This window comes from Aquimarina sp. AD1 (assembly GCF_003443695.1).
Classification (GTDB): Bacteria; Bacteroidota; Bacteroidia; order Flavobacteriales; family Flavobacteriaceae; genus Aquimarina; species Aquimarina latercula.
Map to the genome: position 1 here is coordinate 247,387 of NZ_CP031966.1, position 24,430 is coordinate 271,816.

A 24,430-nucleotide genomic window follows, 5' to 3' on the forward strand; every position below is an offset into this window, starting at 1 on the left:
GCTGAGGGTTGTTTTTTATGTACGATACTTTAATAATTAATATATTAGTTTAAATTTAAAAATTATGAAAATCACCTGTTTCGGAGAAGTGCTTTGGGATATATTTCCTAATCATAAAAAAATTGGAGGAGCACCGTTAAACGTTGCTTTACGATTAAAAACTATAGGGATAGATGCTTCGATTATTACTAAAGTGGGAAACGATGACTTAGGGGAAGACATTATCCAATATATAAATAAACAGGGATTATCGTTAGATACGATTCAAAAGGATTATCAATATCATACTGGAGAAGTTTTGGTTTCTTTAGATAAAGAAGGAACAGCCTCCTATGAGATTAGTCGTCCGGTTGCTTGGGATTTTATAGAAAATACTCAAAAAGCGGATGAAGAAGTGAATATTTCGGATGCTTTTATTTTTGGAAGTTTAGCAGCTAGAAATAATGTTTCAAGAAATACTTTGTTTAAACTTCTTAATAAAGCCAAGTTTAAAATTTTAGACGTCAACCTTCGACCACCACATTACGACGCACAGTTACTTAATGATTTAATGAAAAGAGCAGACTTTATTAAGTTGAATGATGAAGAATTGGATGAGATCTGTATTCATTTTGGAATAAAAGAATCCACTCTCGAAGAACAGATTAAGTCAATTGCGGCATATACCAATACTTCTCAAATTTGTATTACCAAGGGAGGAAAAGGAGCAACGTTATATTATAATAATTCTTTTTATCATAATGATGGATATACTATAAAAGTAGTAGATACTGTTGGTGCAGGAGATTCTTTTTTAGCAACGTTAATATCTAAATTAGTAGAAAAAAATGAACCTCAATTATCTGTAAATTATGCTTGTGCGATCGGAGCTATGGTAGCGGGTAGCGCAGGTGCTAATCCTGTTTTTAGTGATAGAGAGGTTCAGGATTTTATAAAAAGTCAATAGTTAATTCAATTCTCTAATCCAAATATTTCGATAGTGTACTGGATTACTATGATCTTGTAATTTTATAGGCCCTTTGCCATGTGGAACATTTTTAGGAGGACCAATATATTCTGTACTACCTAATATTTCTACATGATCTTGTACTAAGACTCCATTGTGAATTACAGTAAATGATCCTGATTTCACTTTTTTACCATTTGTAAATTCTGGTTGATGAAATATAATGTCATACGTCTGCCATCGATCATTCGGTTTGGTAGCATTTACTAAAGGTATATGTTGTTTATAAATAGAAGTAGCTTGTCCGTTAGAATAGGTACGATTTTGATAACTGTCCAGAATTTGTATTTCATATTTATTTTGAAAAAACACGCCACTATTTCCTCTTCCTTGGCCTTCTCCTTCTACAATATTAGGAGCTTTCCATTCTAGATGTAATTGGACACTTCCAAAATTATTTTTCGTCTGGATATCTCCCGTTCCGGGTTTTACTGTCATTGTTTTATCAGTATTGATTGTCCATCCGGCAGTAGTGCTATCTTTTGTCGAGATCCATTGACTTAAGTTTTCTCCGTTAAAAAGTACAATTGCATCTGAAGGAATATTGGTTTTATCAAAAGAAATTGCTTTAGGTTCTGGTTCCCATACCTCAGTTTCTTTAGGATCGGTGATTTCTTTTTTAGGGGTAGGAGGTTGTTCATCTTTTGCAGTATCCATCTTAGAGACAGTGTTTACTTCCTTTTTTTGTTCATTACAGGAAAAAATGATAGCGCAAATTAAAAGTGGATATATGATTTTGTTCATAATGATGTTCTGTTGGTTATAGTCCTAATATTTTTTTTAGTTGTTCTTTATCGATTTCTGCTCCAGCAAAATCATCAAAAGCTTTCTCAGTGGCTTCTATAATATGATTTTGAATAAATGGGGCGCCCTCTTTGGCTCCTTGCTCAGGGGATTTGATACAACATTCCCATTCCATAACTGCCCAAACATCACAACCATATTGCGTCAGTTTAGAGAATATTGTTTTAAAATCAATTTGTCCATCTCCAGGAGAGCGATAGCGTCCAGCTCGATCTATCCAATCACTATATCCTCCAAAAACTCCTTTTTTTCCTGTAGGATTAAATTCTGAATCTTTTACGTGGAAAGCTTTTATAAATTCATGATAATGATCAATATACTCTATATAATCTAATTGTTGTAAAACAAAATGACTAGGATCATATAATATATTTACGCGTTTATGATTTCCTGTTGCTTCTAGGAATCTTTCAAAAGTAATTCCATCGTGTAAATCTTCACCAGGATGAATTTCATAGCAAACATCTACACCTTGTTCATCGAAATGATTAAGTATAGGTAACCAACGTTTAGCTAATTCTTCAAACCCCATTTCTACTAATCCTGCTGGACGTTGCGGCCATGGATGCATGGTATGCCATAATAATGCACCTGAGAATGTGCCGTGTGCCTTAATTCCTAGTCGATTGCTAGCGGTTGCTGCATTCTTAACTTGATTAACAGCCCATTCTGTACGTTTTTTAGGATTATTTTTGCAATTATCAGGTGCAAAGTTATCAAACATTAAATCATAAGCAGGATGCACTGCAACTAGCTGTCCTTGAAGATGTGAAGATAATTCCGTTATCTCTAAACCATAATCGGCTATTTTACCTTTTAATTCATCGCAGTATGTTTGGCTTTCTGCTGCAGTGTTTAGATCAATTAACCGAGTTTCCCAAGTGGGTATTTGTATTCCTTTATATCCTAAATCAGATGCCCATTTGCATAATCCATCTAATGAATTAAATGGTTCTTTATCATCCATGAACTGTGCAAGAAATACTGCCGGTCCTTTTATCGTTTTCATAATTTTTTAAATTTTAGTCCAGCTAGCATTATTTTTACTGCTTTCTACAGCAGCATAGATGAATTTCATCCCTCTAACACCATCAATAACTGTTGGGAAATCTAAATGCTGAGAAATCCTCTTTTTACTCTTGAAATTTATTAATTCTTTGGCAAAGCTTCTGTAAATTGTTGCAAATCCTTCTAAATATCCTTCTGGATGTCCTGCCGGAATCCTAACATATTCTGATGATTCTGGATATGTTCCATTACCGCCAGGAGTATATATTTGTTTGGGTTGATCTAGCCATTTTACAATAAGCTGATTTGGATTTTCTTGATACCATTCTATACTACCTTTAGTACCATAGACTTTAATACCTAAGTTATTCTCTTCTCCAGTTGCAATTTGCGAAAAAGACATGATTCCCTTAGCACCATTTTCAAATCGTAGTAATATATTACCATCATCATCTAGACTTCGTCCATCCCCAAAAGCCGTAAGGTCGGCCGCAATAGAACTAATTTTAATGTCAGATATATATTCTATTAAATTCTCTGCGTGCGTTCCAATATCTCCTAAAGCACCGCCAATACCAGAACGTTTAGGATCCACTCTCCAGGCAGCTTGTTTTTGACCGGTTTTTTCTACCGCAGTAGAAAGCCATCCTTGTAAATAATGAGCGTTAATTTTTCGGATGTTTCCCAGATCTCCTTTCGCAATCATAGCTTTTGCTTGCTTCACCATTGGATACCCGGTATAGTTATGTGTCAATGCAAATACTTTTCCGGAAGAAGTGACTACTTTTTCTAATTCAATTGCTTCATCTAATGTTAGAGAAAGAGGTTTATCACAAATTACATGAAATCCATGTTCTAAAGCCATTTTTGCGGGTGGAAAATGCATATGATTAGGAGTAACAATAGCTACAAAATCCATTCGTTCTTCTTCTGGAAGCTTTGCTTCTTCAACAATCATTTCTTCAAAGTCGCCGTATATTCTTTTATCTGATATCCCTAGTTCTTTTCCCGAGATAAGGCTTTTTTCTTTACTAGAAGAAAAAGCTCCGCAAACTAATTCAATCATCCCATCAATACCAGCGGCTTTGCGATGAACATCACCAATGAATGATCCAGTGCCACCACCGACCATTCCCATTTTAAGTTTTGACATAATTAGTTTTCTTTATATTCTATTTTTTCGTTTTTGAAGAAAACAGCAAATAGTATCATTACTGTAGCAGCAAAAATAGCTGGGAATATCCAAATGCTATTCCAATTATGCTGCCCTTCAGAAATCAGGTTTGTATCCGTAATTTTTCCTGCAACATAAAATCCAATTAACATTCCTAATCCGTAGGTAGCTAGAGTAATAAGGCCTTGCGCGGCACTTTTGAACTTTTCTCCAGCTTTAGAATCGGTATAAATCTGCCCCGAAACAAAGAAGAAATCATAACAAATACCGTGTAAGGCAATACCAACAATAAGCATAAAAGCAAGCTCTCCTGAATTACCATAGGCAAATAATAAATATCTAATTGTCCAAGCTAACATTCCTACTAATATTGTTTTTTTGAATCCAAATTTTTTAAAGAAAAATGGTAGAAGTAACATAAATAGTACTTCAGATATTTGACCAATGGTCATTTTTGCAGCCGGATTTGCAACACCTATTTCTCCTAAAAATTGCCCAGCATGCTGATAATAAAATGCAAGAGGAATACATATAAGTATGGATGCTAAGAAAAACATTAAGAAGTTTTTATCTTTTAAAAGCTTTATTGCATCTAATCCTAAAATATCTGAAATTGTTACTTTTTGATCTTTACCAATTTTAGGTGGTGTTTTAGGTAAAGTGAAACTAAATACGCCAAGGATAGCAGAGGCTATAGCAGTCATTAGAAAGGTGTTTTTTAGCATTCCATTAGCAACCCCTTCTGCGGAATCCCAATGAAAGACATAGCTAATCACAAGACCTGCAATAATCCATCCTATAGTTCCAAAAACTCGTACAAATGAAAACTGTTTTGCAGGATCTGTCATTTGATTAAATGATACAGAGTTTACTAGAGCAAGTGTTGGCATATAGGCAATCATATAACCTAATACATATGGATAGAAAATAGAAAAATCCGTAGCATTCGCCATTTGATACATTAAGACTGCTCCGATAAGATGTAGTACTCCTAAGATACGTTCTGCATTAAAAAAACGATCAGCAATTAGCCCAATGATGAATGGAGCAATAATAGCTCCCCAAGATTGCGTAGAATATGCCATAGCTATTTCTCCGCCACTTGTGTTTAAAGAATTTGGTAAATAAATACCCATGGTTACAAACCAGCCACCCCAAATAAAGAATTCTAAGAACATTAGTAAGGATAACTGAAACTGAATAAATTTATTCATAGTTAGTATAGTAGTTGGTTAATTTAGTTGTTTAGAAAGGCTAATTAATAAATCACGTGTAGCGATAATTCCATCAATTTCACTTAATCGATCACCTTCATATTCTACACCGATATACCCTTGATATCCTGATGCTTTAACAATCTCTAACATTTTTTTGTAGTCTATGGTAGTCTCATTTCCATTTTCGTCAAAATCATAGGATTTAGCACTTACTCCTTTTGCGAATGGCATTAATTCTTCAGTTCCTTTGTATTTAGGATATTCTTTAACACATTTAGCTCCCCATCGTTCGCCTCCTTCGCGTTCTAAACAAAAATTACCAAAATCAGGCAACGTACCACAATTTGGTTTGTTTACATTTCGCATCACTTCTGCAAGTAAAGAGCCATTAGAAGAAAGATATCCGTGATTTTCTACAATTACGTTGATATCTTTAGTAGCCGCATATTCTGATAATTTAGTCAACCCATCGGTAGCAACTTCTACCCATTTTTTTGGATCATTTGTACCGAATAAATTTACTCGTATCGAGTGACATCCTAAAAACTGAGCTGCATCTACCCATTTCTTATGATTTTCTACAGTTTGATTTCGTTCTTTTTCGTCAATTACCGCTAAGTCTCCTTCTCCATCTACCATAATCAGAAGGTTCTGTACATTATGTTTGTTACTTTCTGATTTTAAAGAATCCAAAAGTTGTTGTAATGCTAGTTTAGGATCTTTTGCATCCTTGTATGAATATAATTGACTAACGTATTCTACTCCAGAAAAACCTAACTCTTTTGCTTTTTTTGCAAAATCCATGGGATTTAATTTCCCAGATTGTATTTCTTTATGAAGTGACCATTGCGCTAGTGATAGTTCGAAAAAAGGTACTGATTCTTTTGGCTCTTCTATGATTTTTTCTTCTTCTTGTTCGATTGTTGTATTTTCTTTAGTAGTTTTCTTACAGGAGCTAATGATTAGCAAGCATAAAAGCCCTTTAAGGATGGTTTTGTACATAATTTTAAGTTTAGTTAGGTAATTTTTATAAAGCCCAGTCTTTTCCGCCGGTTAGGTTTTCTACAGAATCACAACCAATATATTCTCCAGGTACAGGTAGATAGTTAAGTACATTTTCTGCAATCTCTTTTGATGTTTTAAATCCATAAATAGATAGATCTCTTACAGAAGAAAGGAAAGTAAAAGATATTGCTTCTTTAGATACTTTTTCTAAATCTTCAGGAGTTTTTATCATGGCCATTTCTTCCCAGTATTCTTTTCGTTTTTCTTTAGAAATTTTTAAATATTTAGCTAGCAATGCATCGTATTCTTCTATGGTTACATCGTCAACATTTTTTTCTTCGTTAACGCCCAGTTCATCTAAGATAACTCCTGCACCGTACTTAAACATTTGTGTTTCCTCAGCTTCTTCTACACCTTGATTGATAAATTTGTCAATAAACATTGGTACATGTAATGATTTTGCGCCAGGAATATCCGTTTCCGGAAGAATAAGATCTACTATTTGTTCTAAAGCTTTTCCTTCATCTATTGATAGTAGCTCTGGAGTCCAATCCAATACATATTCTTTTTGACAGCTTTGTAATAGACTTAGTATTGTTGGGGTAGCGGCAATATATCCAGCTGATAACCCTATGTTTTTTAATGCTTCTCTTCTGTTCATAGTACTAAGATTAAGCGTTATTTTTGATTTGTGTTGCTGCGTGATCTGCAGCTCTTGCGGTAAATGCCATATAGGTTAATGATGGATTTACACAACTGGCAGAAGTCATAAATGCTCCATCAGTAACATATACATTAGGTACTGCGTGGATTTGATTGTTTGCATTTAGAACTGATGTTTTTGGATCTTTACCCATTCTAGCAGTTCCCATTTCGTGAATTCCTAAACCAGGAGCTCCAATATCGTCCCAAGGTTGTATATCTGTAAAACCAGCCTTGGTAAGCATATCCATTGCTTGTTTTATCATATCTTTTCGCATTTCGAGTTCATTTTCTTTAAACTCTGCATCGAATGTTACTGTTGGTAATCCCCACTCATCTAAATTATTATAATCTAAACTCATTTTGTTTTCGTGATATGGTAAGCATTCGCCAAATCCCATAAGTCCAACACGCCATCCACCAGGTTCTAAAATTTTATCCTTTAGTTCTTTACCATACCCAAGCTCGGCAATAGTTTCTTCCCAATTAGAACGACTAGCGCCTCCTTGATACCCATATCCACGTTTAAAATTCTTTTGGTCAGTTTCTCCTCCTATGTTTCTAAAACGAGGGATATAAATTCCATTAGGTCTTCTACCTTTGAAATATTTGTCTTCAAACCCATTATATTTTCCAAAAGCACCAGCTTTAAAGTGATGATCCATAATGTTATGACCCAATTCTCCAGAGTCATTACCCATTCCGTTCGGAAAACGTTCTGATTTCGATTGCATTAATATACTCGCTGAAGCAATTGCTGATGCACATAGAAATATAACTTTGCCAGTAAATTGTATCTTTTCTTTGGAGATCGTATCTATTACTTCTACCCCAGTTGCTTTTCCTGTCTTATCATCATATAATACTTGATGAACAATAGAATTAGGACGTAAAGTCATATTTCCAGTTCTCTCTGCCGCTGGTAGAGTAGAGGAGTTACTACTAAAATATGCTCCAAAAGGACAACCTCTCATACAACGATTACGGTATTGACAATTCATCCTTCCTTCAAACGTCTTGGTGCCAGTAATATGTGCAGTTCTTCCAATAGTTAAAAGTCTATCTTCATAATTCTCAGCAATATTCTTTTTTAGATGATCTTCTACACAATTTAGTTCCATTGGAGGAAGAAATTGTCCATCTGGTAGTTGTTCTAATCCTAGCTTTTCTCCACTAACACCAATAAATTCTTCTACTTTGTCGTACCAAGGAGCAATATCCTTGTAACGAACTGGCCAATCAACGGCAATCCCTTCTTTTTTATTTGCTTCAAAATCAAAATCACATAGTCTATAACTTTGCCTTCCCCACATTAATGATCGACCTCCCACGTGATAGCCTCGTATCCAATCAAAACGTTTGGTTTCATTATAGGGGTGTTTTAGGTCATTAACAAAGAAATGACGATGTGCTTTATCAGTTACGTATCCTGTACGATGTTGTTTTGGTTGTTCGGCTATTTCAGATCTTGAAGGTTCACCTTTCAAATCATAATCCCAAGGATCCTCATTGGCAGTGGTATAATCATCGATATGGGTAACCATACGGCCACGCTCTAATACCAGTGTTTTAAGCCCTTTCTCACAAAGCTCCTTGGCAGCCCAGCCACCACTAATTCCTGTTCCTACGACAATTGCGTCATATTGAGGTTCTTGTTCCATACTTTTTTTGATGTTTACAGACGGTCTATAAATTAAATAATAATGAATAGGATAAATCAATAGAAATAGTATTAGACTTCTATTAATTTATATAACTCATATAGTGATTTTACAAGCACTATTGTTAGCTCTGATAGTAGTTTTGTTTGTCTGTTTTCTTCTTGTTCTGGAAGAAAGGTGTTTTAGCTAAAAATGATAATAATTAATAGTTATAAAATTAATATCATCAAATTCAGGTTCTAATATAAGAAGTTTGTTTGCTTTTTAACAATACAATTAACAAATCATTAATTAAATTAGTGATACATTAAAAAAAAATTCAAAGCTAATGTCAAAATTAAATAGAAGAAAAGCGATTAAGAACCTTTCTCTTAGTATTGGTGCTATTGGTCTTGGAGGTGTCGTAATACCGCAGTCCATATCAGGAGACATTTCGAATTCCTTTCAAAATAGTTTGAAAGGAAATATAAATCACGCGGTATGTAGGTGGTGTTATGGTAATATCGAATTGGAAGAATTTGCAGAAAAATCAAACGATATAGGTATTAAGGCGATTGATCTTTTAAAACCGTATGAATGGGAAGTTGTTATAAAAAAAGGACTTAAGTGCTCTTTGGCAACAGATACCTTTGCTAGTATTACTAAAGGGTTTAATGATCCTAGGAATCATGAGGAACTTCAGAAAAAATATTTCAATCTCATTTCACAAGCGTCTAATTCGGGTATAAAACAGGTAATCGTTTTTTCGGGTAATAAGAATGGTATTTCTTCTGATCAAGGTTTAGAACAGTGTTCTGTGGGATTAGAACCACTTGTAAAACATGCAGAAAAGAATGATGTTACTTTAGTAATGGAATTGCTTAATAGTAAGGTAGATCATAAAGATTATCAATGTGATCATACACCTTGGGGAGTTCAATTGGTTGATAAAATTGGTTCTACTAATTTTAAATTACTCTATGATATTTACCATATGCAAATTATGGAAGGAGATATTATTGCTACCATTAATAAATATAAAAATTATATCTCTCATTATCATACGGGTGGTGTTCCGGGAAGACATGAGATAAATGACACTCAAGAATTAAACTATCCAGCTATTATGAAAGCTATTGTAGCTAATAAGTTTACAGGTTATGTTGCTCAAGAGTTTATTCCAACGTATCAAGATAGTTTAGAGGCGCTAAAAGAAGGAATAACGATTTGTGACGTTTAAACCTGTATTATTTATTACCATCTAATAAAAAGTAATATTTCCCTTTTTGTTATACCCAACTTGTAGAAGTAAAATTAATAAAACAAAGATTCTAAAGTCTTCGACAAGATCAGATTAACAATTTAGTAAACTAAGGTATTATAGTTTTTAAATCCTGAATCACATTAATATTATGTCGTAAATACGCAAAAAGAATAAACAAAATAATAATCGCTACAGTAAAACCTAACAGATTCCCATTTTTGCTACTTGAAACTTTCTTAGATGTTTTTAAATAGGCTTTGGATAGTTTCTTAGTGTATTTAGAAACTAGCGCAAAAGCCGGTGCAAAAATTAACACCACTATTAGCATATCTATGATTACCAAAAGATATCCTTGTTCATGAATATGCTTTTTTACATACTTAATCACGAACTCATTAATAAGTGCTGCACAAAGTACAGCAATTGCATAGATTGCAAATTTAGTAAGCTGTCTATTATTCATGGGGTCTACATCTATTTTTATAATATCGTAAAAATAGAAAAATGTTATGGATACTACTTATATATATTATAGAGGAATATTACCGTGCTTTCTTTTTGGATGATCAACAGATTTTTTTTCTAGCATACTAAATCCTTTAATTAGTTTTCTTCTAGTATCTTCTGGAAGAATTACTTCATCTATAAACCCTCGTTGTGCTGCTCTATATGGATTTGCAAATTTATCTGCATATTCAGCTTCTTTTTCTGCAAGTTTTGCTTCAGGGTTATCCGAAGCTTTGATCTCTTTTCTAAAAATTATTTCACTGGCACCTTTTGCCCCCATTACAGCTATCTCCGCAGTTGGCCAAGCAAAATTAAGGTCCGCTCCAATATGCTTAGAGTTCATTACATCATAAGCACCACCATACGCTTTACGGGTTATTACCGTTACTTTTGGAACTGTTGCTTCACTTAGTGCATATAATAATTTTGCTCCATGTACTATGATTCCATTCCATTCTTGATCTGTACCAGGTAAGAATCCAGGTACATCAACCAAAACAAGTAATGGAATATTGAAACAATCACAAAAACGTGTAAAACGTGCAGCTTTTTTAGAACTATTTACATCCAAAACACCTGCTAAAAACATAGGTTGATTAGCTACAACTCCAACACTTCTTCCACCAATTCTGGCAAAACCTACGATGATATTCTCAGCATAATTTTTATGAATCTCGTAAAAAGAATCTTCGTCAATGATTCCTTCAATAACCTCATGCATGTCATAAGGTTTATTTGGGTTATCCGGTACTATTTCTGCTAGAACTTCTCTTTTTTCATCAGATAATTCATAGGAAAGAGCTTTTGGTGTTTCTTGGTTATTTTGAGGAAGATAACTCAGTAACTTTTTTACATCTTCTAGACATTCTATATCATTTGATGAAGTTATATGAGCTACTCCCGATTTTGAGGAATGTGTGCTAGCTCCACCTAATTCTTCAGAAGTTACTTCTTCATTGGTTACAGTCTTCACTACATTTGGTCCAGTTACGAACATATAACTAGTATCTTCTACCATAATAGTAAAGTCGGTAATAGCTGGAGAATAAACTGCTCCACCGGCACAAGGTCCCATAATAGCAGAAATTTGTGGAATTACTCCAGAAGCTTGTACATTTTTATGAAAAATATCAGCATAACCACCTAAGGATCGCACTCCTTCTTGAATTCTAGCTCCACCAGAATCATTTAATCCAATAATAGGTGCTCCAACATTGACTGCCAGATCCATTACTTTACAAATTTTCTCAGCGTGTGTTTCCGATAGTGCACCTCCAAAAACGGTGAAATCCTGAGCAAATACATATACTAATCTTCCATGTACGGTACCATAACCTGTTACTACACCATCACCATAATAGATTTCTTTTTCCATTCCGAAATCCGTTGTTCTGTGAGTAACTAGGATTCCGATTTCTTCAAAAGATCCTTCGTCTAAGAAATAATCTACACGTTCTCTAGCGGTTAATTTTTTCTTTTGATGTTGTTTTTCAATACGTTGTTTACCGCCACCTAAATGTGCTAGATCAATTTTTTCTTGTAAAGTTTTTATTTTAGAGTTCATATGTTAGCGAATTGGTAAACGTAATACTTGTTGATCTTTTTTATATTGTTTTAGGGCTGTGAGCGCTGCTATTCTTGCTTCTATCTCCATTTCGGATTTTAACACTTCTGGGGTGTAATATTTTTTTACAAAATGAGTATCAAAAGCACCGGATACAAACGCTTCGTGTTTGCACACAAATTTGCCAAAGGATAAGGTTGTTTGCACACCTTCTATATGATATTGATCAATGGCTTTAATCATTAATTGAATAGCTTCTTCTCGGCTATCACCATAAGTGATTAATTTTGACAACATAGGATCATAATAAATAGGAATATCCATTCCTTCTTCGAAACCATTGTCTACTCTAATACCATTACCTGTCGGAATTGTGTAAGTATCTAAGTGCCCTACACTAGGTAAAAAATCATTTAATGGATCTTCTGCATATACTCTTAATTCCAATGCATGTCCAGTTATTTTTAAATCTTCTTGTTTAATAGAAAGTTCTTCTCCTCTTGCTACTTTTATTTGTAGCTCTACAAGATCAGTGCCCGTTATTAGTTCTGTTACAGGATGTTCTACTTGTAAACGAGTATTCATTTCTAGGAAATAGAAATTATGGTTTTCATCTAATAAGAATTCTACAGTTCCTGCGCCAACATAATCACAGGCTTGTGCAACTCTAACAGCAGCTTCGCCCATTGCGGATCTCAAAGCTGGACTTAAGACAGCAGAAGGAGCTTCTTCCACTACTTTTTGATGTCTTCGTTGTACACTACATTCTCTTTCAAAAAGATGAATAACGTTTCCATGAGTATCCGCCATCACCTGTATTTCAATATGTCTTGGAGATGCTACGTATTTTTCGATAAATACTGATCCGTCACCAAAAGCAGAAATAGCTTCACTTATAGCACGTTGCATTTGTGATTCTAGTTCGCTTTCTTTCTCTACTACACGCATTCCTTTTCCACCACCACCAGCAGAAGCTTTTATTAGAATGGGAAACCCAATTTCTAGTGCAATTTTTTTAGCTTTATCAACATCAGTAATTGCTTCATCAATACCTGGGACCATAGGTATGTCATATGCTTTTACTGCCTCTTTAGCAGCAAGCTTACTACCCATAACTTTAATAGCTTTGGATTTTGGTCCTATAAAAGTGATGTTATTTTTTTCTACTTCCTCTGCAAAATCAGCATTTTCACTTAAGAATCCATAACCAGGATGTATTGCATCCACATTTAATTCTTTGGCAAATGCAATAATCTTGGAACCTAACAAGTAGGATTCGTTAGAAGGTGCTTCACCAACGCAAACTGCTTCATCAGCAAATTTTACGTGAGGAGCATCTCGATCTACAGTAGAATATATAGCCACTGTTTTAATTCCCATTTTTTGAGCGGTTTTCATTACTCTAATGGCAATTTCTCCTCTATTTGCAACAAGTATTTTTTTCATAATGTATTAGAACTTATGATATGTCTTTTGATTTAAACTTACTTTGAGGTTTTATTCGAATTCAATCAATAATTTTCCTTTGTCTACTGCATCTCCTTTAGAGATAGCTATGGATTTAATAGTTCCTTCTCTTGGAGAAGTAATAATGTTTTCCATTTTCATTGCTTCTAAAACTAGTAAATAGTCATCTTCTTTAACGGTTTGACCAATTTCTACCTGTATATCTATAATTAACCCAGGCATTGGAGATTTTATAGAGTTTACTTGTTTCGACGCACCAATAGAAAAACCCATTTCCGAAATCATCATATCCAATGAGTTAGATATATCGACCTCATAGATATTAGAATTTACTTTTACTGTATAGTTCTTATTAACAAAATCAGATTTTATAACTTCTGTATGATAGGATTGATTATTGTTAATAACATGAAATTTTGAATTGGAAGTTTCAATAATATTGGCTTTCAAAATAGTATCTTCAGATAAGCTAGTTTCAAAGTCCTTATTTACTTTTACTTTATAGTTTGTACTCATAAATAAACCATTCAATTTGGTCGATAAATATAGGTATTTATATTCATCATAGGTATTTCTTGTGAAATTTTTAAAAAATGTTTGATAAAGGGTGTCTTTTCTAAGAAAATGAAAAAAAAAGAGAAGGTTGAAATATTTAAAGAATAGGGTTGTAAAAAGGTGTCAAAAAGGTTTTGTTGTGGTTTCAGAGAGATCACTTTGTACTTTTATATTCTTAAAATAGTTGGTTAAAAAAGCAGACGATTATATCTATATTTACATAACATATATAATTATGTATGTTCTGGAACAATTTTAATGTATGTCATTTATTGAAGGATTTTTTATTGGTATAGCGATGATCATTTTTGTTGGTCCAGTATTTTTTTTGTTACTCAATAGTAGTTTTCAGTATGGTGTGAAAGCAGGGTTTTCTGTTGCTTTTGGTATTATAGTCAGTGATGTCATATGTGTTTTATTATGTTATTATGGACTTTCTACTTTTATGACAGCAACTCAGAATCAATTTTGGATTGGTATTATAGGAAGTGTTATACTTTTTGGATTGGGAATTAATTATCTGCTTAAAAAAGCTGTAATTACTAATGATATATCTATTAATTCTAAAAAATGGACTTCTTTTTTTATCAAAGGATTTAGCGTTAATTTTTTTAATCCTTTTGTATTTATTGTTTGGATTGCAGTGTTTAAATATGGACATGAAAAATATTCAGATTCCATAGCGTTTTTAGTTTTTTTGACAGCTGTTCTAACCGGTATATTGACTATAGATTTACTGAAAGTTTTTCTTTCAGATAAGCTTAAGCCATTCATATCTCCTTATAGATTGAAAATATTCTTTAGGATAACTGGAGTAGTTTTGCTAATCTTTTCTTTCCGTTTAGCCTACTTGGTTTGGTGATGTTTGATAAAATTCATTTTCGCTATATTTGAGTAACAACTTAAAAAACAAACCAATATGGAATTTAATTTATTAATAGTTGCAATCGCTGCTCTTGTACCTATAGTATTAGGGTTTATATGGTATAACCCAAAGGTTTTTGGTACTGCTTGGATGAATGCTTGTGGATTTACAACAGAAGATTTAAAAGGAGGGAACATGGCTGTAATTTTTATTGTTTCTCTTATTCTAAGTCTTATGTTGGCTTCTTCGCTTCCTACTATGGTAATACATCAAAATGGTTTTTTTCAGAGCTTAATGAATGAGCCGGACTTAACTAAGGAAGGGACAGAAATCTATCAGTATACTCAGGATTTTATGAATAAATATGGAACCAACTTTAGAACATTTAAACATGGTGCTTTGCACGGTGCAATGGCTGGAATATTTTTAGTTTTACCTGTGTTGGGAACAAATGCTTTATTCGAAAGAAAGGGAGTGAAGTATATACTAGTAAATGTTGGGTATTGGACTGTGTGCCTAGCATTAATGGGAGGCATTATTTGTGAGTTTACCTAATGTATTTAACAATAAAAGAAGAGGGTTTATACCTATTATTAATCCTCTTTTTTTTATTTATTCCCAAGTACGCGAGAAAAGAGTTTTTTAAGCATAGGGGAAGCTTCTTCCACATTACGTTCACGTTCTTTAGCTTGTAAATTACCATTTTGATTATAATACAATTCGTAGCTAAAGACAAAACGACTTGCATCTTTACCCATTCCTAATTGTCCAAATCTAAGATCATTAAAGTATAATTTATCGTTATCAGATTCGATCGTATACCAACCTTCACTTAATTTAATTAGACGCGGAATTAAAGGATCATTTTTTGCTTCACCTAGTAAATAATGGTTTTTAGGAAACTCAGTAAAATTAATAATATCTGGTTCGTCAAGTAAGGAATAATATCCGATAAGAAAGGATTCGTCAGTTTCTATATTGGCTGTCCATAAAATGCTATTTAATGCAGTAGGTCGAGTTTGTATTTGATTATATGTAAGATGTTGGTTTTCTAAATTAGTGGTAAAATTAGATTCTGCAATTTGTTGTAATACCAAAGTAAGCAACATATAAAAACTACTACAGTACAATCCTAGATTATTAAAAAACTTTCTTTTAGGATTTGTACGTTTGTAAAACATAGCTATGAGTACAAAAACTAAAAACGGGACAGTATATAAAGGATCTGCTACAAAAATATTATGAAAAGCCACTTTATAATCTAAAGGCCAAAACAATTGTGTTCCCCAAGTCGTAAATGCGTCTAAAATAGGGTGGGTAAATAGACTAAGAAACATAAGCTTGGTCCAATCTTTCCAATCTGCTTCTTTGTTTTTATATATTTTACTCACTAGCCATCCCAGAAGTGGAGCCATAAGTATACTGAACAAAATAGAATGTGAAAACCCTCTATGCAATTCATTAGAAGTAACGCTGTCAAAAAATAATTTAGCTAAAACATCTAGATCGGGAATCGTTCCAGCAATTGCGCCCCAAAGCATAGCTTTATTTCCTACTTTTTTTCCTATAGCAGCTTGACCAACAGCAGCACCGAGTACAATCTGAGTTAATGAATCCATTATTAACTTAACTGAAGTTTAAACGGATTTCTTACTTCATATTCGCTGGGAGAAATGAAATCAACCAAAGGTTTTAATAATTTGTTAGAAATTGAATTTCCATGACGAACATATAATTTCATTTCTACGGGTTTTGCACCTACGCAACTTTTTATGATTTCTGCTGTTCTACCCAATCTTAATTCGTCTACTTTTTTAGATACAGCAAGATCTACATAATCATAAAGCATACGTTGGTAAATATCATAAGACTTATTGTATTTGTAATCAATACCAATATGATTTGCTTCTACAATTTTATTAAGAATAAAAGAAGTGGTGAAACCAACAAGGGTATCTTTTAAGAAGTACGCTTTAAAAATAAACGAATCCTGAAGCGTCTTTTTTAAATTTTCAAAAGTAATTGCATTAAGTTTTCCAATTTTAAAATCAGCTTTATCCAGAACAGAAAGATATAAGGCGTCTATTTCTTTATGATATGTATTAATATCTTCATCCGTAAAATCTTTGACAATGATATCAGCAGACTTTTTAAAAACCTTTTTAGCTCTTGTTCTAAATTTAGTTTTCATACTATCCAGATAATCATCAAAGCTATTCCAGTCTTGTTGTATTTTTAATACCATATTGACGTCGATGCTAAACTCTCTAAAATCTTGTCTTTTAATATAATCACTTTGATTAAATGAAGAAGGCCAAAATTCTTTTAATAATATAAATGATGGCTTTTCTGATTTTTCTGATTTTCGAATTTCTCGTAACGCATCTGATAAACTTTCAAACACTTCTTTAGAACTAATGTGAGGAGCATACAGAAAACCATGTTCTCCACAAGAAAAAAGATTTCCGCAGACAAGTACTCTCACATCCATACTTTTCATAAAAGTATTTTTGATTGCGTCACTTATTCGACAAGGGAACTCCTGAAACTTTAAATCTTCAGTGTTAAATTTTATAAGTTGTGTTACAGCAATTCCTACAGGGATATTTTGATCATAGAATAAAACATATCGAAATCCAATAGTTTCTGATAATGTCTGTTCTAAAGTGTTAAGATAGTTTAGTGTAAGAAAAAGATTATTTTCATTATTTACACTATTCCAATCTTTAGAAGGAACATCATTAGTACTCTGAAATATTGAATAATGAAGTTTAGTTGTTCTACAACTATTTTTTATTTTGTCAAGCATAAATCCCTTACCAATGTTTTTGACAAACTGTTGTCTGAATAGCATTCAAATTTACATTTATTTTTAATAGTAGTTTGTTAAACGATTGTCAATTTTGATTTTACGATTTATTAAAGCTTTAATACCGTAATTTTATTATGGGTAAACATTTAATGTTGTTTTGTCGTGTAAATCTTGTGTTTAAACGAAAACTGTTTCGAAAAGTCTGGTTTTATGGTGTGTATGTCGAATAAGTTTAGTTTTTTTGAGTGTAATTGGAAATTTTTATGGGGAAATCAGTCACTTGTGTGCTTTTAATCGATGATGATAAGGCCACAAATTTCTTTAATCAAAGGGTAGTTACTAAACATAATAGTTTTGATAATGTAAATACGGTGCAGAGTGGGAAAGCTGCATTAGAGTATCTATCCAAAGTTGAGAATAAAGAAGCAGTGAAACCAGATCTTATTTTTTTAGATATTAACATGCCAGCTATGAATGGCTGGGAGTTTTTAGTAGAATTTGCTAAGCTAAATAAGATTACTACAGATGGGATTAAAGTGATTTTATTATCTACATCTTCTAATCCCGATGACGTTAATGAGTCAATAAAAAATCATTCAGTAGATGATTTTATAAATAAGCCATTATCATTGGATTTGTTAGATAATGTTATAGAAAAACATTTTACTAAAAATATTGTAAAAAGTTAAGCTTAGAACTCTTTAGATAGCTTAAGTGTTTTTTATATTTTTGCCTAAATGAATAAGTTAAAAAGGATCCTTTTAGTTGACGATAGTAAGGCAACCAATTTTTTTAATAAAACAATAATCCTAAAAACTGATTGTGTTGAAGAAGTCGTGTTAGTAACTAATGGCGAAAAAGCTTTACATAGTATCCAGACGAGTTCTGTTCCCGATATAATTTTTCTTGATTTAAATATGCCTGTAATGAACGGGTGGGAGTTTTTAGAACAATATGAGGGGTTGTCAGAACATTGTAAGAACTCAGTAATTGTGATATTGTTAGGTACTAAGTTAAGTACGGAGCAGGAAAAAAAACTAACATCTTTTTCAAGAGTTATGGAGTTTAGGGATAAGATGTTAACCAAAGAGATTGTTTTAGAAATTATTTCTACATATTTTAAAGATTCGGTAAGTTAATAGCTGTTTAAATCTTTTAGGAATGATCTTAAATTTCCCAGAAAGTTACTTTTTTTTAATGTGAAATACGTTTTATCGTGTTTTTTGTGCTTTTAATCGTAAATCAGCTGTTTAGAATTTTGTTGAAGATTGTTTTTTAATATAGATGTGTTTCTTTTGTGCGAAACCAACGAAAATATATTATGAATAATCCAATTGATTGCGTTTTATTGATTGATGATGATAAGCCTACTAATTACTTCAATAGCAAAGTTTTATCAAAACATAATAGTTTCAATAACATAATGGTAAGACAGAGTGGTAAAGCTGCTTTAGAATATCTAAATGACGTCGAAAAAGGAACCGAATTAAAACCTAATCTAATCTTTCTTGATCTTAATATGCCTGCGATGAATGGTTGGGAATTCTTAATTGAGTATTCCAAACTAAATCAAAAAGTGATAGAAGGTATTAAGGTTATAATACTTACCACATCTTCTGATGTTAGAGATGTAGAGAAATCCAAAGAAAACCATTTTGTAAAAGATCTTGTTAATAAGCCATTATCATTCCCAACTTTAAATAAAGTAGTTAAAAGACATTTTTTTAAACCCCACTCCAATGAAAACAATAGCAAAAGTACTTTTAGTCGATGATAGTGATGCAACTATTTTTTTTAATAAGATCGTACTTTCAAAAACTGGATATGTTGATGAGGTATTGATCGCTAAAAATGGTTTAGAGGCTTTACAGATTATCCAATCAGGAATAGTCCCAGAGATTATCTTTTTAGATATTAACATGCCGGTAATGGATGGTTGGGAATTTTTATCAAAATTTCAAGACTTAGAAAACTCTTTAAAGAATACAACGATCATTTTAATGATTGGAGCAGAACTGACAAAAGAAGATAAAGAATTAGCAGGTTCTATTGATCAAATTAAAGAATTTAGTGGTAAAATGTTATCTAGAGTTAGTGTAGATGGCATTATAACTAAATACTTTAATGAAGAATTAATTCCGGTAGAGTAAAGTATTCTTTCTTTAAATCCATCAAACAACATTAGTTTTAAGAAACTTTTGTTTTTTATTATTTATATTGCACAAACGGTTTAAGAACACAAACGTTTTAATAGGAAATAAATTTAAAATTACCTTTATGGTTAGATTACAGACTATATCCTGTATCGCCTCAATATTCTTTTTTTGTCAAATAACTTTATCACAATCTAGAGCAACTATCTCTGGGAATGTTTCCGATCAATTTGGTAGTTTACCGGGAGCAAGAGTTAGTATAGAAGGGACTAATCAAAACACTACAACGGATGTAAATGGAAACTATACGTTTGATGTAGAAGAAGGCGAGTATGTTCTTACCGCTGGATTTGTGATGTATAACTCAGTTTCCAAGACTACAACCGTAAATGTGGGAGAAACTGCCCAGTTGGATTTTGTTCTAGAAACGGGGTTTTCTATAGATCAACCCATTTCAGTAGGTTCCAGAGCAAAACCAAGATCTTTACTTAAAACAACAGCACCTGTAGATATTATTTCTCCTCAGGAGATTACTAATTCTTCACAAATAGAGTTAAGCCATATTTTACATTATTTAGTTCCATCTTTTCACTCTACTAATCAAACCATAGCGGATGGTACGGATCATATTGATCCAGCAACTTTACGTGGTTTAGGACCTGATCAAATCTTAGTATTAGTGAATGGGAAACGCAGGCATAATAGCTCTTTGTTAAATGTAAATGGAACTGTTGGTAGGGGTACAGTGGGGACTGATTTTAATGCGATTCCTATAGCATCTATAGAGCGAATAGAAATATTACGTGATGGAGCAACTTCGCAATATGGATCAGATGCAATAGCAGGTGTGATAAATATTATTTTAAAGAAACAAACAGAGGTCATTAATATAGATAATAGGGTTGGTATTACGACAGAAGGAGATGGTTTTACTACGTATTCTGCGGCTAATTTTGGATTAAAAATTGGAAAAGAAGGATATATCAATGTGACTGCCGAATATAGAGATAGAGAGTCGATAAATAGGGCTGGAGATTATACAGGTACTGTATATACTGAAGATCTTGTAGAAGATCAGAGGTTGATCCAAGAAAATAATTTCTTTGACCAAACAGGCTATTCCGGAAATAGAGTTATGGAAATTGGAAGTGCAGAAACGCAAAACCTTACGTTGGCATTTAATGGAGAAATCAAAATGTCCGAAAAAGCAACATTTTACCTACAAGGAGGAAGAAATTATAGAGAAGGGATGGCAGCTGGATTTTATCGTTTCCCAAAGGATCAGGATAGAGTAGTTCCAGAGTTATTTCCTAATGGTTTTTCTCCTCAGATATTAACAGATATTCAGGATGATGTAGTGGCAGGTGGAATTAGAGGAGTCAAGAATGGATGGAATGTAGATTTTAGTCACTCTATTGGTATCAATAGTTTAGATTATACAGTAAATAATTCTAATAATGCTTCGTTAGGAGTAGCCTCGCCCAGAACTTTCTATGCCGGCGGGTTTGAGTACCAACAAAATACTACGAATCTAGATATTTCTAAAACTTTTGATTGGCTCAAAGGAGTTAATATAGCATTCGGAGCAGAATTACGAGTAGAGAATTATCAAATTATTGCAGGAGAAGAAGCATCATATATAGCAGGTGGTAGTACCTATTTTGATGAATTTGGAGATGAGCTTCCAAGAGCTGCCGGAGCTCAAGTTTTTCCTGGTTTTCAACCAGAAAATGAACTAAATCGTTTTAGAACAAATAGTTCCGCCTATTTTGATGTTGAGACTAACATATCAGAAAAATTATTGGTTAAAGCAGCAGCAAGATATGAAGCCTATAATGATTTTGGAGGACAAGCTATCTGGAAACTATCAAGTAGATATAGAATTAATGATGGTATAAGTGTTAGAGCAGGATTTTCTACAGGTTTTAGAGCACCATCATTGCATCAAGTATTTTTCCAAAATATTAGTACACAATTTGTAAATGGAGAAAGTATTCAGGTAGGGACGTTTAATAATGAAAGTGCTGTAGCAACAGAAGCATTTCAGATTGATAAATTAAAACCAGAATTATCCAAGCATTTTAGTGCCGGAGTAAGTGGAAAATTGAATGATAACTTCACTTTTACTTTTGATTACTACTTAATTAATATTGATGACAGAATTGTACTCTCTGGTAGATTTGCAGAAGGGTATGAAACAATTCTTGAACCATTTGGGGTAGGTGCGGCTCAGTTTTTTACCAATGCTATTGATTCTAAAACATCAGGAGGAGATCTAGCAATACATTATAAAGAAGATCTTGGTAGTGGAAAATTAGGCGCTTCTTTAGGCGCTAATATTACTAGTACTAAGGTAAAAGGAAATATAAAAGTATCTCCTTCTCTTATTGGTCAAGAGGACGTACTTTTTAATAGAGAAGAGATTGCAAGAGTAGAGTCTGCGCAACCTAATTATAAGGTAAACTCTTTATTTTCGTATGAGTTTGGTAAATTTCGATTACAAATGGTTAATACTTTATTTGGAGAAGTAAAGTTTGTACATCCAGATGATGGAGATCAATCAAATTGGGTACTAAATAATTATACCGGAAATATAGAATCTCGTGATCAAACATTTTCTCCAAAACTAACAACCGACCTAGCAGTTTCTTATCAGATTAATGATTATGTGAAATGTACACTAGGAGGGAACAACATTTTTAATGTCTATCCAGATAGACATAAACATTCAGCAAATACTAGTAACGGCAATTTTGTTTACAGCAGAAGAGTACAACAATTCGGAGTTAATGGTGCTAATTATTATCTTCGGTTATTGTTAAAGTTATGATTAATAATTTGTGTATTTTTTTATGTATTCAATGGAATAGGCAATATGTTTTAATCGCATTGTTAGCCTGGTTTTCCGTATTTGGGGCTAACAACCTTATTGCTCAGGAGACAGCTAATGAAGAAGTGAAAAGATTACAACGTGCCATATTCATATATAATTTTGCGCAACAAGTAGGCTGGCCAGAAATAGATGAGATAGATACTTTTAAAATTGGGGTTTTGGGACCAGATAGAACAATCATCGACCTAAAATCAATGGCTCAAAAAAGGAAGATTTTTGGAAAGCCGGTAGAAATTGTTCGTTTTCAATTTGTAAAAAGTATTAAAGATGTTCAGTTGTTATATGTTCATAATAAGTATAATTATGATATCAATTATATTCTTGGCAAAATTTCAGAAAAAAATATATTACTAGTTACAGAAGATTACTTTTATAATTCTTCTATGATCAACATGGTTAATGTTGGCGATTCTTTTGAATACGAGATTAATGTAAATCGAATTAAAAATGAAGGTTTTGTAATAGCTCCCTCGTTAGAAGAATACGCAATTACGTCTTCTCAAAAATGGAAAGGTTTATTTAAAACAGCAGAAGAATCCTTAGAAAAAGCTTTAGACGAAAATGAGGAGCAGAAGGTTGCTATTAAGGATAAAGAAGAACAAATAAAGCAACAAGAAGAAAAAATATCAAATCAAGCAAGGGCTATTGATACAATCCAAGGGAGTATAATAGATAGAAATAATTGGATTGAAAAGCTATCAAGTGAAAGTAAAATACAAGAAAAGAAATACGAAGAAAAATTACTTATAGAAAAAGAGCTAGAGCGAAATATTCAAGATCAAGTTGCATTTATAAAAACTCAAGAAAAAAAGATTGAAGCGAGTATTCAGGAGATTGAAAAGCAACAAGAGTATTTGGAGGAACAGAATGAAGAGATTAGAAAAAAAGAGGAAATTTTAGAACAACAACGTTCAGAGATAGACAATCAAAAAAAGATTAATTGGTACTTAATTGCGTTGATCGCTCTAATTCTAATTGGAGGTTTTTTTATCTATAGAAGTTATCTCAATAAAAAAAGATTGAATGCGTCCCTAGAGGAAAAGAATAAAGAAATACACGAGCAATCATTAGTGCTAGAATCAAAAAATAAAGAACTAGAACAATTTGCGTATATCGCTAGTCACGATTTGCAAGAACCTTTAAATACAATTTCCAGTTTTATAGGTTTAATATCAGAGGATTATGGCGATAGTTTTGATGATATCGGAAAGGAAAGCCTTAATTTCATAAAGGACGCTAGTATTCGGATGAAGAAGCTTATAGATTCTTTATTAGAATATTCTAGATTAGGTAGAACGAGGGATTTTACAAAAGTGGATATGAATAAAATCTTTTCAGAACTAAAAGGAGATTTTAAAAATATTTTGGAAAGGACTAATGCTAAAATAGATTCAAAAAAATTACCTATTATTAATGGTAATCCTGTAGAATTACGATTATTGTTACAAAACTTAGTAAGTAATGGGATCAAATTTATGGAGGACGATACTATTCCAGAAATTCAAGTAGGAGCTGTCCAAAAACATTATAAAGATAACCCATCCAAAAAATATTGGGAGTTTTCAGTTAAGGATAATGGAATTGGAATTCCCAAAATTCATCAAGATAGAATCTTTGCAATTTTCCAGAGATTACATTCCAGAGAAAAATACCAAGGTACTGGAATAGGATTAGCGCACTGCAAGAAAATTGTAGAATCTCACAACGGCGAAATTTGGTTAGAATCAATAGAAGGAAAAGGAACAACCTTTTACTTTACGATTCCAGAATAATAACAAAGTAATTAATAAGTAA

At 32.7% G+C, this 24,430-nt stretch carries 23 protein-coding genes; 10 read left to right on the top strand and 13 right to left on the bottom strand.

The genetic code is table 11. From position 1 onward, the window contains the following. The first annotated feature begins 64 nt into the window (after nt 1-64). Nucleotides 65-946: a carbohydrate kinase gene (locus D1815_RS01125; protein ID WP_035084520.1), complete on the top strand. Its 882-nt coding sequence runs from the start codon at nt 65-67 to the stop codon at nt 944-946. On the opposite strand, the gene D1815_RS01130 is transcribed toward D1815_RS01125, so the two are convergent. Genes D1815_RS01130 through D1815_RS01160 form a run of 7 tightly spaced genes read right to left on the bottom strand, consistent with a single transcriptional unit; the run spans nt 947 to nt 8,577 of the window. Beyond that, nucleotides 947-1,750 carry a DUF1080 domain-containing protein gene (locus tag D1815_RS01130; protein WP_118385595.1) on the bottom strand — a complete coding sequence of 268 codons (804 nt, stop codon included), beginning with the start codon at nt 1,748-1,750 and terminating at the stop codon, nt 947-949. A 16-nt stretch (nt 1,751-1,766) separates the two neighbouring features. Then, nucleotides 1,767-2,819 (bottom strand): sugar phosphate isomerase/epimerase, encoded by a 1,053-nt coding sequence (locus D1815_RS01135; RefSeq protein ID WP_118385596.1) that lies wholly within the window; start codon nt 2,817-2,819, stop codon nt 1,767-1,769. 6 nt (nt 2,820-2,825) lie between these two features. Then, complete coding sequence (locus D1815_RS01140; protein WP_118385597.1) at nt 2,826-3,971, bottom strand: Gfo/Idh/MocA family protein; 1,146 nt, start codon at nt 3,969-3,971, stop codon at nt 2,826-2,828. Nucleotides 3,972-3,973: 2 nt separating this feature from the next. Then, the gene (locus tag D1815_RS01145) at nt 3,974-5,206 is read right to left on the bottom strand and encodes an MFS transporter (RefSeq protein WP_027391999.1); all 1,233 of its coding nucleotides are present in this window, start codon (nt 5,204-5,206) and stop codon (nt 3,974-3,976) included. An 18-nt stretch (nt 5,207-5,224) separates the two neighbouring features. Continuing rightward, on the bottom strand, nt 5,225-6,211 hold the full coding sequence (locus D1815_RS01150) for a sugar phosphate isomerase/epimerase (RefSeq protein ID WP_118385598.1): 987 nt from the start codon (nt 6,209-6,211) through the stop codon (nt 5,225-5,227). Between the two features lie 25 nt (nt 6,212-6,236). After that, nucleotides 6,237-6,875, bottom strand: coding sequence for a gluconate 2-dehydrogenase subunit 3 family protein (locus D1815_RS01155; RefSeq protein WP_118385599.1), 639 nt, complete (start codon nt 6,873-6,875; stop codon nt 6,237-6,239). 10 nt (nt 6,876-6,885) lie between these two features. After that, nucleotides 6,886-8,577, bottom strand: coding sequence for a GMC oxidoreductase (locus D1815_RS01160; protein ID WP_118385600.1), 1,692 nt, complete (start codon nt 8,575-8,577; stop codon nt 6,886-6,888). A gap of 328 nt (nt 8,578-8,905) precedes the next feature. Here D1815_RS01160 and D1815_RS01165 point away from each other — a divergent pair, with 328 nt between their 5' ends. Then, nucleotides 8,906-9,796, top strand: a complete 891-nt coding sequence (locus D1815_RS01165; RefSeq protein WP_118385601.1) for a hydroxypyruvate isomerase family protein — start codon at nt 8,906-8,908, stop codon at nt 9,794-9,796. Between the two features lie 130 nt (nt 9,797-9,926). Here D1815_RS01165 and D1815_RS01170 read toward each other — a convergent pair whose 3' ends face one another. The 4 genes from D1815_RS01170 to D1815_RS01185 all read right to left on the bottom strand — a co-directional run bounded on the left by D1815_RS01170 (nt 9,927) and on the right by D1815_RS01185 (nt 13,874). After that, nucleotides 9,927-10,283: a hypothetical protein gene (locus tag D1815_RS01170; protein WP_027391994.1), complete on the bottom strand. Its 357-nt coding sequence runs from the start codon at nt 10,281-10,283 to the stop codon at nt 9,927-9,929. 66 nt (nt 10,284-10,349) lie between these two features. Continuing rightward, entirely contained in the window at nt 10,350-11,891 is a 1,542-nt protein-coding gene (locus D1815_RS01175; RefSeq protein WP_027391993.1) for an acyl-CoA carboxylase subunit beta, read from the bottom strand. 3 nt (nt 11,892-11,894) lie between these two features. After that, nucleotides 11,895-13,337, bottom strand: a complete 1,443-nt coding sequence (gene accC, locus D1815_RS01180) for an acetyl-CoA carboxylase biotin carboxylase subunit (RefSeq protein ID WP_118385602.1) — start codon at nt 13,335-13,337, stop codon at nt 11,895-11,897. Nucleotides 13,338-13,388: 51 nt separating this feature from the next. Continuing rightward, nucleotides 13,389-13,874: an acetyl-CoA carboxylase biotin carboxyl carrier protein subunit gene (locus D1815_RS01185; RefSeq protein WP_118385603.1), complete on the bottom strand. Its 486-nt coding sequence runs from the start codon at nt 13,872-13,874 to the stop codon at nt 13,389-13,391. A 301-nt stretch (nt 13,875-14,175) separates the two neighbouring features. Between D1815_RS01185 and D1815_RS01190 the strand changes: the two genes are divergently transcribed. Beyond that, a complete protein-coding gene (locus tag D1815_RS01190) occupies nt 14,176-14,775 on the top strand; it encodes a LysE family translocator (RefSeq protein ID WP_118385604.1) in 600 nt (199 codons plus the stop codon). 57 nt (nt 14,776-14,832) lie between these two features. Then, nucleotides 14,833-15,333, top strand: coding sequence for a DUF1761 domain-containing protein (locus tag D1815_RS01195; RefSeq protein ID WP_027391989.1), 501 nt, complete (start codon nt 14,833-14,835; stop codon nt 15,331-15,333). A 53-nt stretch (nt 15,334-15,386) separates the two neighbouring features. Here the strand turns inward: D1815_RS01195 and D1815_RS01200 are convergent, their stop codons facing one another. Together D1815_RS01200 and D1815_RS01205 are read right to left on the bottom strand one after the other, a co-directional pair. Then, on the bottom strand, nt 15,387-16,397 hold the full coding sequence (locus D1815_RS01200; RefSeq protein ID WP_118385605.1) for a metal-dependent hydrolase: 1,011 nt from the start codon (nt 16,395-16,397) through the stop codon (nt 15,387-15,389). Between the two features lie 2 nt (nt 16,398-16,399). After that, entirely contained in the window at nt 16,400-17,587 is a 1,188-nt protein-coding gene (locus tag D1815_RS01205; RefSeq protein WP_118389822.1) for a peptidogalycan biosysnthesis protein, read from the bottom strand. Between the two features lie 266 nt (nt 17,588-17,853). On the opposite strand from D1815_RS01205, the gene D1815_RS01210 reads away from it, so the two are divergent. From D1815_RS01210 to D1815_RS01235, 6 genes are all read left to right on the top strand, one after another. Next, nucleotides 17,854-18,279: a response regulator gene (locus tag D1815_RS01210; protein WP_118385606.1), complete on the top strand. Its 426-nt coding sequence runs from the start codon at nt 17,854-17,856 to the stop codon at nt 18,277-18,279. A 48-nt stretch (nt 18,280-18,327) separates the two neighbouring features. Next, nucleotides 18,328-18,729, top strand: a complete 402-nt coding sequence (locus tag D1815_RS01215; protein WP_118385607.1) for a response regulator — start codon at nt 18,328-18,330, stop codon at nt 18,727-18,729. A gap of 182 nt (nt 18,730-18,911) precedes the next feature. Next, entirely contained in the window at nt 18,912-19,364 is a 453-nt protein-coding gene (locus D1815_RS01220; protein ID WP_118385608.1) for a response regulator, read from the top strand. Beyond that, nucleotides 19,330-19,740: a response regulator gene (locus D1815_RS01225; protein WP_091408998.1), complete on the top strand. Its 411-nt coding sequence runs from the start codon at nt 19,330-19,332 to the stop codon at nt 19,738-19,740. Before D1815_RS01220 ends, D1815_RS01225 begins: the two co-directional genes overlap by 35 nt. A 127-nt stretch (nt 19,741-19,867) precedes the next feature. Beyond that, nucleotides 19,868-22,573 carry a TonB-dependent receptor gene (locus D1815_RS01230; protein WP_233557455.1) on the top strand — a complete coding sequence of 902 codons (2,706 nt, stop codon included), beginning with the start codon at nt 19,868-19,870 and terminating at the stop codon, nt 22,571-22,573. Further along, a complete protein-coding gene (locus D1815_RS01235; RefSeq protein WP_118385609.1) occupies nt 22,570-24,408 on the top strand; it encodes a YfiR/HmsC family protein in 1,839 nt (612 codons plus the stop codon). Before D1815_RS01230 ends, D1815_RS01235 begins: the two co-directional genes overlap by 4 nt. Nucleotides 24,409-24,430: the final 22 nt, after the last annotated feature.

What these genes read in the sequence shown, in the direction of transcription:
- D1815_RS01170 (WP_027391994.1), bottom strand. Translation starts at nt 10,283, where the DNA reads ATGAATAATAGACAGCTTACTAAATTTGCAATCTATGCAATTGCTGTA.
- D1815_RS01190 (WP_118385604.1), top strand. Translation starts at nt 14,176, where the DNA reads ATGTCATTTATTGAAGGATTTTTTATTGGTATAGCGATGATCATTTTT.
- D1815_RS01145 (WP_027391999.1), bottom strand. Translation starts at nt 5,206, where the DNA reads ATGAATAAATTTATTCAGTTTCAGTTATCCTTACTAATGTTCTTAGAA.
- D1815_RS01175 (WP_027391993.1), bottom strand. Translation starts at nt 11,891, where the DNA reads ATGAACTCTAAAATAAAAACTTTACAAGAAAAAATTGATCTAGCACAT.
- D1815_RS01130 (WP_118385595.1), bottom strand. Translation starts at nt 1,750, where the DNA reads ATGAACAAAATCATATATCCACTTTTAATTTGCGCTATCATTTTTTCC.
- D1815_RS01165 (WP_118385601.1), top strand. Translation starts at nt 8,906, where the DNA reads ATGTCAAAATTAAATAGAAGAAAAGCGATTAAGAACCTTTCTCTTAGT.
- D1815_RS01160 (WP_118385600.1), bottom strand. Translation starts at nt 8,577, where the DNA reads ATGGAACAAGAACCTCAATATGACGCAATTGTCGTAGGAACAGGAATT.
- D1815_RS01225 (WP_091408998.1), top strand. Translation starts at nt 19,330, where the DNA reads ATGAAAACAATAGCAAAAGTACTTTTAGTCGATGATAGTGATGCAACT.
- D1815_RS01125 (WP_035084520.1), top strand. Translation starts at nt 65, where the DNA reads ATGAAAATCACCTGTTTCGGAGAAGTGCTTTGGGATATATTTCCTAAT.
- D1815_RS01205 (WP_118389822.1), bottom strand. Translation starts at nt 17,587, where the DNA reads ATGCTTGACAAAATAAAAAATAGTTGTAGAACAACTAAACTTCATTAT.
- D1815_RS01200 (WP_118385605.1), bottom strand. Translation starts at nt 16,397, where the DNA reads ATGGATTCATTAACTCAGATTGTACTCGGTGCTGCTGTTGGTCAAGCT.
- D1815_RS01215 (WP_118385607.1), top strand. Translation starts at nt 18,328, where the DNA reads ATGAATAAGTTAAAAAGGATCCTTTTAGTTGACGATAGTAAGGCAACC.
- D1815_RS01185 (WP_118385603.1), bottom strand. Translation starts at nt 13,874, where the DNA reads ATGAGTACAAACTATAAAGTAAAAGTAAATAAGGACTTTGAAACTAGC.
- D1815_RS01155 (WP_118385599.1), bottom strand. Translation starts at nt 6,875, where the DNA reads ATGAACAGAAGAGAAGCATTAAAAAACATAGGGTTATCAGCTGGATAT.
- D1815_RS01230 (WP_233557455.1), top strand. Translation starts at nt 19,868, where the DNA reads ATGGTTAGATTACAGACTATATCCTGTATCGCCTCAATATTCTTTTTT.
- D1815_RS01210 (WP_118385606.1), top strand. Translation starts at nt 17,854, where the DNA reads ATGGGGAAATCAGTCACTTGTGTGCTTTTAATCGATGATGATAAGGCC.
- D1815_RS01220 (WP_118385608.1), top strand. Translation starts at nt 18,912, where the DNA reads ATGAATAATCCAATTGATTGCGTTTTATTGATTGATGATGATAAGCCT.
- D1815_RS01235 (WP_118385609.1), top strand. Translation starts at nt 22,570, where the DNA reads ATGATTAATAATTTGTGTATTTTTTTATGTATTCAATGGAATAGGCAA.
- D1815_RS01195 (WP_027391989.1), top strand. Translation starts at nt 14,833, where the DNA reads ATGGAATTTAATTTATTAATAGTTGCAATCGCTGCTCTTGTACCTATA.
- D1815_RS01150 (WP_118385598.1), bottom strand. Translation starts at nt 6,211, where the DNA reads ATGTACAAAACCATCCTTAAAGGGCTTTTATGCTTGCTAATCATTAGC.
- accC (WP_118385602.1), bottom strand. Translation starts at nt 13,337, where the DNA reads ATGAAAAAAATACTTGTTGCAAATAGAGGAGAAATTGCCATTAGAGTA.
- D1815_RS01140 (WP_118385597.1), bottom strand. Translation starts at nt 3,971, where the DNA reads ATGTCAAAACTTAAAATGGGAATGGTCGGTGGTGGCACTGGATCATTC.
- D1815_RS01135 (WP_118385596.1), bottom strand. Translation starts at nt 2,819, where the DNA reads ATGAAAACGATAAAAGGACCGGCAGTATTTCTTGCACAGTTCATGGAT.